A 12,200-nucleotide genomic window follows, 5' to 3' on the forward strand; every position below is an offset into this window, starting at 1 on the left:
ACGTCACCACCCCCATCCGTCTGCTCCGCAGACACCTTCCCCGCAAGGGGGAAGGAGGGGCGCGAGCCGATCCGCCAGCTTTTTTAAGTACACTCAAGGAGAGGATATCTGATGAAAATACGTTTGCTTACCTCGGTTGCAGCTTTGGCCCTCACCACCGCTCTCACCCCCGCCCGTGCGGAAATCTCGCCGCTCGATCTCGTCCAGCCCATCGCGGACTATAAAACCTACGTCCAGCAGAACCTGGGCCAGCTGGTAAAGGACACGAAAGCCTTCACCGACGCCATCAAGGCGGGCGATCTGGAAAAGGCCAAGGCGCTCTATGCCCCCTCGCGCATACCCTATGAGAAGATCGAGCCGATTGCCGAGCTGTTCTCCGATCTCGACGCCGCCATCGATTCCCGCGCCGACGATCACGAGGCGGGGGAGCAGTCAGACGAATTCACCGGCTTCCATCGCCTGGAATACGGCCTCTTCGCCCAGAATTCCACCGAAGGCCTCGCCCCCATCGCCGACCAGCTTTATGCCGATGTGCTGGAATTGCAGAAGCGGGTGAAAGACTTGACCGTTCCGCCGGAAAAGGTCGTGGGCGGCGCGGCGGCGCTGATGGAAGAAGTGGCGGCCAGCAAGATCTCCGGCGAGGAGGACCGCTACAGCCACACCGACCTCTGGGATTTCCAGGCCAATGTCGATGGCGCGCAGGAGATCGTCAAGCTGGTGAAGCCGCTGGTCGAGAAGGAAAACCCCGATCTCGTCAAGAAAGTAGAAGCCAACTTCGCCACCGTCGACGGCATTCTGGCGAAATACAAGACCGCCGACGGCTTCGAGACCTATGACAAGCTCACCGACGACGACCGCAAGGCACTGGCCGGTCCGGTCACGACCCTGGCCGAAGACCTCTCGACGCTGCGCGGGACGCTGGGGCTGAATTAGGCTCGCCCGGCACTGCCAATTAGATGTAGTGCCGTTTTTCCCTGTTTCACTGCACCAGATGACAGTTTGCGATCGAAAGTCGCAAGCTGTCCGTTATGTGCCGCGGCCAGCGCAAGCAGGTAGGTATCTGTTATTTGCGCTGGGGTCAGAATGCGGGACGGATCGACATGGTTTGAATCGACGAGGCTCAGATCGTCGGCCCAGAATACGTGCCCCGGAAGTGTACGCAGCTTTGCAATGATTGCTGCGACATCTGCCGGCGTTCCGGGCGTATTAGGGTATTTGGGATTCCCGACGATCCTGATGACGCCATTTTCTGTTATCGGGCAGGTTGCCCAGGAGACGTGACCAATATTTGCGAACCAGCGATGCGCATCATCATGTGCCACATGGCCCGGGTCGATCAACGCGATCAGAACATTGACGTCGAGCAGGAAGGTCACGGCAGTTCGTCGCGCAAGGCGTTGACAATTTCCAGCGTGACTGGCGGTGCGTCGGGCCGCGGCGTCAACAGGGGTATGCCATTGCGTTCACCACGCACCGGCGCGCGGCGCAGCGAACGGCGCGCGAGATCGGAAATGACCTCGCCCACGCTTTTATTCTGCTGGTCAGCCATGGCCTTTGCGGCCACAAGCACGTCGTCGTCAATCGTCAGTGTCGTGCGCATTATTCGTCTCGCATCAAACATCACGCATCATATAATAAGGATGGTTTCCTTGGCAATGCTTGCGTCTTTACCGCTCAATCCGCGTCGATAATATAATCGACGACATCGTGCGCTCGACGCCTTCAAGCGCGCCGATATCGTCAAGCACCACGTCCAGTTCCCGGATCGATGGGGCTTCGACGATGACGATCATGTCGAAATGACCGCTGACGGAGTGGAGCGTGCGCACCGCCATCATGCCGCGCAGGGCGGTCTCCACCTTCGGCGCGAGCTTAGGGACCGCCGTCACCAGCACATGCGCCTTAACGAGATTGCGCTCGTGCTCCGGCGCCAGCCGCACCGTATAGCCCTCGATCACGCCGCGCCGCTCCAGCCGCTCGATGCGGCTTTGCACCGTCGTGCGAGATACGCCGAGCCGCCGCGCAAGCTCCGCGGTGGCAGCGCGCGCGTTTTCGCGCAGGAGGGCCAAAAGCTGGTGGTCGGCGTCTGTCGTCATAATGCCTGATATATACGTCGTTTCGTTGATATGATAGGGGCATATCGTCATTTCATCGACTACTATCCGACGAGAAAACCGGCGAATCTTGCGTGTCTTACAATACGGAGGGAATAGGGGAGCAAGGGAGGAGGTGAGCAGGGGAAATATGCCGACCAAACATATTCCCTTATTCCCCTATTCCCTTACTCCCCTACCCAAGAGGGAGAACACCATGAAAGAAATCACCGTTGTCGGAGCAGGCAAGATCGGAGCCACCATTGCCGATTTGCTGGGCAGTACCGGAGAGTACGCAGTCACAATCATCGACCGCTCGCAGGCGCAACTGGACGCGCTGGGCGCTGAGGGCGCGGTCAGGACCGAATGCGTCGATATCGAGGACGCAGACGCGCTGAAGGCGGTGCTCACGGGCAAGTTCGCGGTGCTGAGCGCCGCTCCCTATCATCTGACGACGCGCATTGCCGAGGCCGCCGCCGCGACAGGCGTGCATTATCTTGATTTGACCGAGGATGTGGCGAGCACGCGCCGCGTCAAGGAATTGGCGGCGACGGCCATGACGGCCTTCATCCCGCAATGTGGCCTCGCGCCGGGCTTCATCTCCATCGTCGCCAACGATCTGGCCAAGCGTTTCGACACGCTCGACAGCGTGAGAATGCGCGTCGGCGCGCTGCCGCAATATCCTTCCAATGCCCTGAACTATAACCTGACCTGGAGCACGGACGGCGTCATCAATGAATATTGCGAGCCGTGCGAGGCGATCGTCGAGGGCGAACTGACCGAAGTGCCGCCGCTCGAAGAGCGCGAGGAATTCTCGCTCGACGGCGTCACCTATGAGGCGTTCAACACGTCGGGTGGCCTTGGCACGCTTTGCGAGACGCTGAAGGGCAAGGTGCGCACGCTCAATTACCGCACCATCCGTTACCCCGGCCATGCCGCGATCATGAAGGCGCTGCTCAACGATCTGGGCCTGCGCCACCGCCGCGAGGTGCTGAAGGACATCCTGGAAAACGCGCTGCCGGCAACGCTGCAGGACGTGGTGGTGATCTTCGTCACCGTCAGCGGGCGCAAGAATGGCCGGCTGGTCCAGGAAACCTATGCCAACAAGGTCTATAGCCGCCGCCTTGGAACCGCACACCGCAGCGCCATCCAGATCACCACCGCCTCGGCCATTTGCGCCGTGCTCGACATGCTGGCCCATGGCGACTTGCCGCAGCAGGGCTTCGTCAAACAGGAAGACATCGCCCTCGACGCCTTCCTCGCCAACCGCTTCGGCATGGCTTATGCGCAGGTGGAAGCAGCGGGGAGGCTGGTGGCTTAGCCTGCTGACACCTTTACCCTCGTGGTTCGAGGCTCATTCCGCTGCGCTCCAATCGCACCTCACCGTGAGGGTAAATGGACGCCGGCGCTTAAGTAGCCCTCATGGTGAGGTGCGAGCCCTTTCCGACCGTGAGCTTGTCGAACGGACGGAAAGGGGAAGCCTCGAACCACGAGGGCGCTTGGCATTTATTTCATCAAAACAAACTGACTCGCATCTTTCGCGATGCGCATTTACATTACGCACCGAATTTCCCTCCCCCGGGGAGCATCCTGTTCCCCCATATTCCATCCGAACGGACATATTGCATGAAAACGAAACCGCTTGGCCGTACCGGCATCGACGTCACGGAAATCTGCCTGGGCACCATGACCTGGGGCGTCCAGAACACCGAGGCCGAGGCGCACGCCCAGCTCGATTACGCCACCGATGCAGGCATCAACTTCATCGACACGGCGGAAGGTTATGCCGTGCCGATGACCGCGGAGAGCTATGGCACGACCGAGACCTATATCGGCAATTGGCTGAAGAAATCCGGCAAGCGCGACAGGCTGGTGATCGCCACCAAGGTGTCCGGTCCGGGCCGGTCGTTCATCCGAGAGGGCAGCGCGCCGAGCGCAAAGACGGTGCGGGAGGCCCTCGAAGGCAGCCTGAAACGGCTCCAGACCGATTATATCGACCTCTATCAGATCCACTGGCCCAGCCGCCCGCATTACCATTTTGGCGAATCCTGGAGCTATGATCCGACCAGGACCGACCGCGCGCAGGTGCTCGCGCATATCGAGGAGGTCTTGGAAAGCCTGGGCGCGCTGGTGAAGGAGGGCAAGATCCGCCATATCGGCCTTTCCAACGAGACCGCCTGGGGCACGATGCAATGGCTGCGTCTTTCCGAGGAAAAGGGCCTGCCGCGCGTCGCCTCTGTGCAAAATGAGTATGGCCTGCTCCAGCGCCATTTCGATCTCGACATGGCCGAAACCTGCCATCATGAGGGTGTCGGTCTGCTCGCCTATTCCACTCTCGGCGCGGGCATTCTCACCGGCAAATATCTTGATGGCAAGGAGCCCGCCGGGGCCCGCAGCCAGTTCTTCCGCGAAGGCTTCTGGCGCAGGAACGATTATTCCGAGCCAGCGGTGAGGGCCTATGTCGATCTGGCCAGCAAGCATGGGCTCGACCCGGCCCAGCTCGCCATCGCCTTCAGCCTGTCGCGACCGTTTATGACGTCCGTCATCATCGGCGCGACTTCGCTCGACCAACTGAAGACGGATATCGCAGCGGCGGATCTGACGCTTTCCGCCGAGGTGCTGGCCGAAATCGAGGCCATCCATCGCACCTATCCGCGTCCGCTCTGATCTTTCGGCCCCTTCCTCCCGCTTTGTTCGCCCGGTTTGCGGTTTCTTGGCTTCGTCAAGGAACGCTTTGCCGGGCGAGGCGTTGAACCCGCGCATGCGGTTTTCATTTCTAAGGAGGATACTATGGCTGAGAAGGCACTCGATAAGCTGTTCTATGAAACGCTGAAGGACATCTATTACGCGGAGAAGAAGATCGTAAAGACGCTGCCAAAGATGGCGCGCGGCGCGGCATCGAAAGAGCTGAAGGAAGCCTTCGAGCGGCACCGCGACGAGTCGGAAGAGCATATCGCGCGTCTGCAGCAGGTGTTCGAAATCCTCGACAAGCGCGCAGTCGGCAAGACCTGCGACGCCATCGAGGGCATCGTCGCGGAAGGCGAGGAAGTCATGGACGAGTTCAAGGGCCAGCCCGCGCTCGACGCCGGCCTGATCGCCTCTGCCCAGGCGGTCGAGCATTATGAAATCAGCCGCTATGGCACGCTGAAGCGCTGGGCCGAACTGCTCGGCATGAAGGACGCCGCCAAGCTCCTCGACCAGACGCTGAGCGAGGAAATCGCCACCGACGAACTGCTGACCAAGCTCGCTGACCGCGACGCCAACAAGCACGCCGCAAAGGCCGCCTGATCCGGCCTCTGTTTTCTCCGCATGATCTTATCCGGAAAGCCAGCGTCTTTTCGGGGTCATGTTTAAGGAGCGGAACCGGCTCTCGTTTCATCGGAGCCGGTTTTTTTATGCATGCTCGCCTCGTTGCAGCGGGTAGGGGAACCAATTTGCCGCTCGAGGAGTTGACACGGGGCAACCCGAGGAGGCGGATATGCAGGATTTTCAGATTAAGATTAAAACCGTGACCGGCCCGGATGCCCGCATCGACGGCCATCTGGTGGAGTTCTGCAGGCAGGGCGAAACATGCGTTTCCGTGACCCTGCACGAACGGTTCGGAGCCGATTACCGTCCCGGCGGTCCGACCGACCAGCCGCAGGGGCTTGCGGATAAAGCGAGGGCGCTGATGCGCGAGGTTTTGATGGCGATGGATGAAGGCACGGCCCGCTTTGCTGAAGATACGGCATCCGAACCGGAACAGCCCAAAGGCCCGCCCTTTTCCTCCGCCCAGGCCGAACCCGGAGTCGATGACGCGCCGACTGTGCGGGTGACAGGCGAGGGGATGATCCGTCCGGAGGGGTGAGCAGAGGGCTCGTAGGGCGGCAGCTTGAAACCAGTGCAGGCACGATGTATATACATGAGTATATGCAATGGAGGCCGACATGATCCAAGCCCGGCACAGCGGAACAAGTTCTCCCCGGGAAGCCAAGCTTTTCCGTAACAATAAAAGTCAGGCAGTGCGAATCCCCGCTGATTTTGAACTTCCGGGTGATCGTGTGCTCATTCACCGCGACGGGGACCGGCTGATTATTGAGCCCGTGCATCGCAAGAGCCTGCTGGAAGTGCTTGCAGAGTTGCAGCCGCTCGGCCCGGAAGACCAGTTTCCAGATATCGACGATACGCTGCTGCCTGCGAAGGAAATCGACCTGTGAGCGGGCGTTACATGCTCGATACCAATATCGTGTCCGAGCTGGCCCGCAATCCGCAGGGGAAAATTGCCCGGCGCATTGCGGAAGTTGGCCAGAGGGCTGTCTGCGTGAGCATTATTACGGCGGCTGAGTTGCGCTATGGCTGTCACCGGAAGGGGTCGGCGAGGCTGTCGGCTCAGATCGATGCGATACTCGAAAGCATGCCCGTTCTGCCGCTCGATGTGCCTGCCGATGCCGAGTATGGGAGAATTCGCGCAGAACTCGAGGCTTCCGGCAAGCCAATCGGTCCAAACGATCTGCTAATCGCTGCCCACGCCAGTGCCATCAAGGCTGTGCTCGTAACAGCCAATACGCGCGAGTTCCTACGCATCCCCGCCATAAAAGTGGAAAATTGGCTGGACGGAACGTTCTGAATTCAGAAGCAAGCGCCGGAGTGTCCGCAGAAAATCGTTCTGTTACCCAAAAACTGCAATTTCTCAGAACGAGGCGTGAGATGACAACTTCCATTCGCGAGTCCCAACCCGCCGAAAACCGCGTCGAAGCCTATGACTGGCAGGCGCTCGGGGCGGAGCTGGATCGTTATGGCGCGGCGGTGATGGAAAACCTGCTGGCGCCGGAGGAGTGCAGGGACATCGCGGCGCTTTACCCCCATGAGGAGCATTTCCGCAGCCATATCCACATGGCGCGGCATGGCTTCGGCAAGGGGGAATACCGTTACTTCAAATATCCGTTGCCTGAGCTTATCGCCGCCTTACGCACCGCGCTTTATCCGCGTCTCGCGCCGGTCGCCAATCGCTGGAACGAGCGGATGGGCGATGCAACGCGCTATCCCGCCAGCCATGCCGATTTTCTGAAAGCCTGTCACGAAGCGGGACAGACGCGCCCGACGCCCTTGCTCCTGCAATATGTCCCCGATGATTTCAACTGCCTGCATCAGGATCTCTATGGCGATCTCGCCTTTCCCCTGCAGGTGGCGATCCTGCTTTCCGAGCCGGGCAGGGATTTCACCGGCGGCGAATTCGTGCTGACCGAGCAGCGTCCGCGCATGCAAAGCCGGGCCGAAGTGGTGCCGCTCCGGCAGGGCGATGCGGTAATCTTCGCAGTCCATAACCGCCCGGTCGAGGGAACGCGGGGGCATTACCGCGTCAATCTGCGCCATGGCGTCAGCCGCGTCCGCTCCGGCATGCGCCATACGGTTGGCATCATCTTCCACGACGCGCGATGATCTCATGGTTCAGCGAAACCGATAAATCCATCAGATAAATTCAATTGCGTTGATGCTGCGCCACCCTATTGTGCGGTGCATGCAAACCTCCCGGAACACATTCCCTTTCGCATTCGGCGGCTTCGTCACCATGGCGGTTGCCATGGGCATAGGGCGCTTCATCTACACGCCGATCCTCCCCGGCATGATGACCGGCCTCGGGCTCTCGCCCGCCGACGCAGGGTTCATCGCCTCGGCCAATTATATCGGCTATCTCCTCGGCGCTGTTATCGCCGGCTATGGCTGGGCGGCCGGGATCGAACGGGCGATCGTCTATGCCGGGCTCGCCGCAAGCGCTGTGCTCTGCCTTGCCATGGGCCTCACCGATGGCGTCTGGGTTTTCGCCGCGATCCGCTTCCTCGCCGGGCTCGCCAGCGCCTTCACCATGATCCTCTGCACCACCATCGTCTTCAGCCATCTGGCCGCCGCGGGGCGGAGCGATCTGCAGGCCTGGCATTTCGGCGGGGTGGGCATGGGCATTGCCGTTTCGGCGCTTTTCGTCGCCGTGATCGGGCAGTTCCAGCTCGGCTGGCGGGCGGACTGGATCGGCGCCGGGCTTCTCTCGCTTGCGGGCCTGCTGGCGGTCATGCTGCTCATCCGCGAGGGGCCGTTGCGGAGCGGCGCGCAGCTGCGCGAGCCGCCGCTGCCGCGTTCCCCGGCCTTTGTGGCGCTGGCGCTCGCCTATGGCATTTTCGGCTTCGGCTATATCATCACCGCCACCTTCCTCATCGCCATCGTGCGCTCGGGCAATGGCGGCGTGGCGATGGAGGCAGCGGTGTGGATGGTGGCGGGGCTGACCGCCGCGCCGTCGATCTGGCTTTGGGGCTTCATCGTGCGCCGCATCGGGCTGTTCGGCAGTTTCGCCGCCGCCTGCCTTGTCGAGGCGGCGGGCGTCGCTGCCAGCGTCCTGCTGCCGCTGCCCGCCGGGCCTCTCCTGGGCGGCTTACTGCTCGGCATCACCTTCATGGCCGTCACCGCCTTCGGGCTTCAGGCGGGCCGGACGCTGGCGCCGGAAGCGCCAAGACGCGCGCTTGCGCAGATGACGGCCTGGTTCGGCATCGGCCAGATCATCGGCCCGCTGGTGGCGGGCTATATGGCGGGACTTTCAGGATCGTATAAATCCGCAAGCCTGCTTGCCGCTGCCTCGCTCGTGCTGTCAGGCGCAATCGCGCTCTTCGCCGGTTATCGCGGACGCTCACGCGCCCTCGCTTAACTGTGATGGGATAATTACGGGAGTTTAATCCTGCGCGCCGTATTTTTGCTGCTATGCCCCATCAGGAGGGGCAAGCCGAACGGGGTATATGCAGCGTGTTCGTATCCTTTTTTCCCAAGCCGAAATTGTTTTTCAGTTCCGCAATCCTCTGGGGTGTCTTCGCCGCCCTCACTTGGTTCATCGACGGGAAGGAGCTGGGCGCGGTTTTCGGCCTGCCGCCCGCCGCGCCGGGCAGTGCGCCGATCATCGGCGTTTCCGTCTTCTGGTCCGCGCCCTATCTGTGGTTTTACGTTTATTTTGCCGTCGCGGTGTTCGCCTTCTATGCCTTCTGGAGCATGATCGCCCCGCATAAATGGCAGAAATGGTCGATCCTCGGCTCGTCCCTCATCCTCTTTGCCACCTGTTTTCAGGTAATGGTAAGCGTGGAGATCAATGCCTGGTACGGGCCGTTCTATGATCTGATCCAGCAGGCTTTGTCGAAACCCGGCTCGGTGGCCGCGGCGCAGCTCTTCGCAAGCCTGCTCAGTTTCGCCGGCATCGCGTTCCTGGCGGTGACGATCAGCGTTCTCAACCTCTTCTTTACCAGCCATTATATCTTCCGCTGGCGCACCGCCATGAACGAATATTACATGGCCAATTGGGGAAAGCTACGGCACATCGAAGGCGCCTCGCAGCGTGTGCAGGAGGATACGATGCGCTTTTCCACCACGCTTGAAAGCCTCGGCGGCAGCCTGCTCACGGCGGTCGTGACGCTGATCGTCTTTCTGCCCGTCCTGCTCACATTCTCCGACAAGGTGACGGCGCTGCCCCTCATCGGTCCCGTCCCGCACGCCCTCGTGGTCGCTGCGATTTTCTGGTCGCTTTTCGGCACGGTCCTTCTGGCTGCGGTGGGCATCAAGCTGCCGGGTCTGGAATTCAAGAACCAGCGCGTCGAGGCCGCCTACCGCAAGGAACTCGTCTATGGCGAGGACGATCCGGCGCGCGCGCATCCCGCAACGGTCACCGAACTCTTCACCAATGTACGGCGCAATTATTTCCGGCTCTATTTCCACTACATGTATTTCAACGTCGCCCGCATTCTCTATGTGCAGGCGGACAATATCTTCGGCACGCTCATCCTCATCCCCGCCATCGTGATGGGCCGGCTCACTTTGGGCCTCATGCAGCAGATATTGAATGTCTTCGGCCAGGTCAGCAGCTCGTTCCAGTATCTGGTCTCGTCCTGGTCGACGATCGTCGAGCTCCAGTCCATCTTCAAGCGCCTGCGCGCCTTCGAGGCGGCCATCGACGCGGAGGAGGAACCGCTGGTGGCCGTGGAGGAGGAATATCTCGCCCCGCAAGGCGCGGAAGCCACATGACGGCTTATTGCTCGGCGTGCCGGTCCGCCCTAGCGGTTTTTTGCAGATAATCGCTGTAGGTGATGCATTGCACGCCGGGCTTCGTGCAGGTCTCCATGGCGAAGCGCTCGAGCGCCCGCCAATAAGCACCGGCATTCATCTCGACGAAGTGGAAGCCCAGCTGCAGCGGAATGCGGCTTCCATCATATTGTTTCTCGAAAGCCGCCTTGAAGGCCTGATAGGTCCGGTCTTCGAAGGCCTGGGCTTGCGAAGGCTTCTCGAAACCGCCGGAATGACGGACATAGAGATTATAGTCCATGGCGATGACTGGCCGCTGCGAAGGCCCTTCGGGGATCATCGGCAGGCCGAAGCTCGCCAGATCCGCCTTGCGCTCTGGCAATTCCGGCCCTCGCGTCACGCCGCTCGCCTGATAGCGGAAGCCGTTGGCGATGAGCGCCTGCTGCACCTGCTTGCCGGTGGCGAGATAGGGTGCGCGGAAGCCGGTGATGCCGCGCTCGGCCAACTCCCGCCAGCCCTGCGGCTCGCCGGGAATGCCGTTGGCGGAATAGGCGTCCGCGACAAAGCTGCGAAATGCCTTCACTTCCTTGTCCCAGTCGGCCGCGCTCCACTTTGTCCCGTCGAAATGGCCGCAGCCATGGCTGGCGATCTCATGGCCTTGGCTATGAGCGGTCCAGATATTGCCGAGCCGCTCGGCGATCTCCTCCTTGGTGAAGGCGAAGCCGACATTGGAGCGCCCCGCCGCCATGCCCGGCGGGTGATAGCGGGCGCGGTCGGCCCGCTGGATCAGGAAAACGCAGGAGAGAAAATAGGTAAAGCGCGCGCCCGCTTTCTGTCCCAGCTCCATGCTGCGCCGCCACAGCCTGTTGTCATGCGCCCCATCGAACGAGATGAGCACATATTGCGGCGGCCGCTTCTCGCCCTCCGCCGGCGTAGCCAAGGCGGATTGCAGCGGGAAGAGGGTCAGGACGGTTGTGGCGACAAAGCGGGAAAATATGGGCATGATTCTCCGGCTAAATAGTGATTGTGGCGAAGGTCGGACGGGATAAGTTTATGATCTCGCTCCGATTTGCGAGATCAGGCCTTACATATGGGGCGAAATCCGACTAAAAGCGCGTGGAACAAGGGTTGTGCGCCAATCGGGCGCATGGGCGAAAAGAGAACGAACGACGGCCAGGGCGATGACAGACGACAGCTTCTTCCGCGAGGTAAATGAGGAAATCCGCTCCGACAGGGCGAAAGCCGTCTGGCAGCGGTTCGGCCCGTTGCTGATCGGCGCCGCCGTGGCCATCGTGCTCGGCACCGCCGGCATGGTTGCCTATAAGCATTGGAGCGCCTCGCAGGCCGCCCAGTCGGGCGATAAATATCTCTCCGCGCTCGATCTGGCCGATCAGGGCAAGAAGGACGAGGCGCTGGCGGCTTTGAGCGCGCTGGAAAAGGATGGTTATGGCGACTATCCCGCGCTGGCGCGCATGCGCGCGGCGACCCTGCTCGCCGACAAGGGCGATGCGGCAGGGGCCGTGGCGGCCTATGACAAGATCGCCGCCGACAGCGCGGTGCCCGCCGTCCTTCAGGATATCGCCCGCCTGCGCGCCGGCTTCCTGCTCATCGACACCGGCTCCTATGACGATGTCGCCAAGCGCGTCGAGCCGATCACGGCTGACGGCAATCCGATGCGGTTCTCGGCACGCGAAGCCCTCGGCCTTGCCGCCTGGAAGGCCGGCCGCTTCGCCGATGCGCTGCGTATCTTCCAGCAGATCGCCGATGATTCCAGCACGCCTCCCGATATCGGCCAGCGCGCCAACATGATGCTCGATCTGATCCACAGTTCCGGTGAAGCGAAGAAGAGCTAACGCTTATTATCCGTCATTGCGGTGGAAGCGTCGAGGCATGGATTCCTGTGACAAGCACAGGAATGACGGAGGTGGGGATGGCTGCGCTTCAACGAGAACTGTTGTGCATGCTATGAGGTTGGAAGATTATCGATGACGGTCCAGCAATCCGTCATTCCTGTGCTTGTCACAGGAATCCATGCCTCGACGTAGCCTCCGCCGCCAGGGTGGAGAGGTACATGCTGCTTCT

The 12,200-nt window shown here is 61.1% G+C and carries 15 protein-coding genes; 11 read left to right on the forward strand and 4 right to left on the reverse strand.

Features of this window, described 5'->3' with window-relative positions; translation table 11 throughout:
• Window positions 1-111: 111 nt before the first annotated feature.
• Window positions 112-933, forward strand: coding sequence for an iron uptake system protein EfeO (gene efeO, locus ACOWVG_RS01560; RefSeq protein WP_420959702.1), 822 nt, complete (start codon window positions 112-114; stop codon window positions 931-933).
• On the opposite strand, the gene ACOWVG_RS01565 is transcribed toward efeO, so the two are convergent.
• From ACOWVG_RS01565 to ACOWVG_RS01575, 3 genes are all read right to left on the reverse strand, one after another.
• Window positions 930-1,376, reverse strand: coding sequence for a TA system VapC family ribonuclease toxin (locus tag ACOWVG_RS01565; RefSeq protein WP_420959703.1), 447 nt, complete (start codon window positions 1,374-1,376; stop codon window positions 930-932). The genes efeO and ACOWVG_RS01565 overlap by 4 nt on opposite strands.
• Entirely contained in the window at window positions 1,373-1,600 is a 228-nt protein-coding gene (locus ACOWVG_RS01570) for a CopG family transcriptional regulator (protein WP_420959704.1), read from the reverse strand. The genes ACOWVG_RS01565 and ACOWVG_RS01570 overlap by 4 nt, the downstream gene beginning before the upstream one ends.
• Before the next feature lie 67 nt (window positions 1,601-1,667).
• Entirely contained in the window at window positions 1,668-2,096 is a 429-nt protein-coding gene (locus ACOWVG_RS01575; protein WP_420960151.1) for an Lrp/AsnC family transcriptional regulator, read from the reverse strand.
• A 214-nt stretch (window positions 2,097-2,310) separates the two neighbouring features.
• On the opposite strand from ACOWVG_RS01575, the gene ACOWVG_RS01580 reads away from it, so the two are divergent.
• From ACOWVG_RS01580 to sbmA, 9 genes are all read left to right on the forward strand, one after another.
• On the forward strand, window positions 2,311-3,414 hold the full coding sequence (locus ACOWVG_RS01580; protein WP_420959705.1) for a saccharopine dehydrogenase family protein: 1,104 nt from the start codon (window positions 2,311-2,313) through the stop codon (window positions 3,412-3,414).
• 305 nt (window positions 3,415-3,719) lie between these two features.
• Entirely contained in the window at window positions 3,720-4,760 is a 1,041-nt protein-coding gene (locus ACOWVG_RS01585; RefSeq protein WP_420959706.1) for an aldo/keto reductase, read from the forward strand.
• 123 nt (window positions 4,761-4,883) lie between these two features.
• Entirely contained in the window at window positions 4,884-5,381 is a 498-nt protein-coding gene (locus ACOWVG_RS01590) for a ferritin-like domain-containing protein (protein WP_420959707.1), read from the forward strand.
• 190 nt (window positions 5,382-5,571) lie between these two features.
• Window positions 5,572-5,940: a hypothetical protein gene (locus ACOWVG_RS01595; RefSeq protein WP_420959708.1), complete on the forward strand. Its 369-nt coding sequence runs from the start codon at window positions 5,572-5,574 to the stop codon at window positions 5,938-5,940.
• 79 nt (window positions 5,941-6,019) lie between these two features.
• Window positions 6,020-6,289, forward strand: a complete 270-nt coding sequence (locus tag ACOWVG_RS01600) for an antitoxin (protein ID WP_420959709.1) — start codon at window positions 6,020-6,022, stop codon at window positions 6,287-6,289.
• The gene (locus ACOWVG_RS01605; RefSeq protein ID WP_420959710.1) at window positions 6,286-6,699 is read left to right on the forward strand and encodes a type II toxin-antitoxin system VapC family toxin; all 414 of its coding nucleotides are present in this window, start codon (window positions 6,286-6,288) and stop codon (window positions 6,697-6,699) included. Before ACOWVG_RS01600 ends, ACOWVG_RS01605 begins: the two co-directional genes overlap by 4 nt.
• An 80-nt stretch (window positions 6,700-6,779) precedes the next feature.
• Window positions 6,780-7,511: a 2OG-Fe(II) oxygenase gene (locus tag ACOWVG_RS01610; RefSeq protein ID WP_420959711.1), complete on the forward strand. Its 732-nt coding sequence runs from the start codon at window positions 6,780-6,782 to the stop codon at window positions 7,509-7,511.
• 79 nt (window positions 7,512-7,590) lie between these two features.
• Window positions 7,591-8,763 (forward strand): YbfB/YjiJ family MFS transporter, encoded by a 1,173-nt coding sequence (locus tag ACOWVG_RS01615; RefSeq protein ID WP_420959712.1) that lies wholly within the window; start codon window positions 7,591-7,593, stop codon window positions 8,761-8,763.
• A gap of 95 nt (window positions 8,764-8,858) precedes the next feature.
• Window positions 8,859-10,121 carry a peptide antibiotic transporter SbmA gene (sbmA, locus tag ACOWVG_RS01620; protein WP_420959713.1) on the forward strand — a complete coding sequence of 421 codons (1,263 nt, stop codon included), beginning with the start codon at window positions 8,859-8,861 and terminating at the stop codon, window positions 10,119-10,121.
• Window positions 10,122-10,125: 4 nt separating this feature from the next.
• Here sbmA and ACOWVG_RS01625 read toward each other — a convergent pair whose 3' ends face one another.
• Window positions 10,126-11,121 carry a polysaccharide deacetylase gene (locus ACOWVG_RS01625; protein ID WP_420959714.1) on the reverse strand — a complete coding sequence of 332 codons (996 nt, stop codon included), beginning with the start codon at window positions 11,119-11,121 and terminating at the stop codon, window positions 10,126-10,128.
• Between the two features lie 178 nt (window positions 11,122-11,299).
• On the opposite strand from ACOWVG_RS01625, the gene ACOWVG_RS01630 reads away from it, so the two are divergent.
• Window positions 11,300-11,971: a tetratricopeptide repeat protein gene (locus ACOWVG_RS01630; protein WP_420959715.1), complete on the forward strand. Its 672-nt coding sequence runs from the start codon at window positions 11,300-11,302 to the stop codon at window positions 11,969-11,971.
• Window positions 11,972-12,200 lie beyond the last annotated feature (229 nt).

The organism is Brucella sp. IR073 (assembly GCF_049065735.1).
Taxonomy (GTDB): Bacteria; Pseudomonadota; Alphaproteobacteria; order Rhizobiales; family Rhizobiaceae; genus Paramesorhizobium.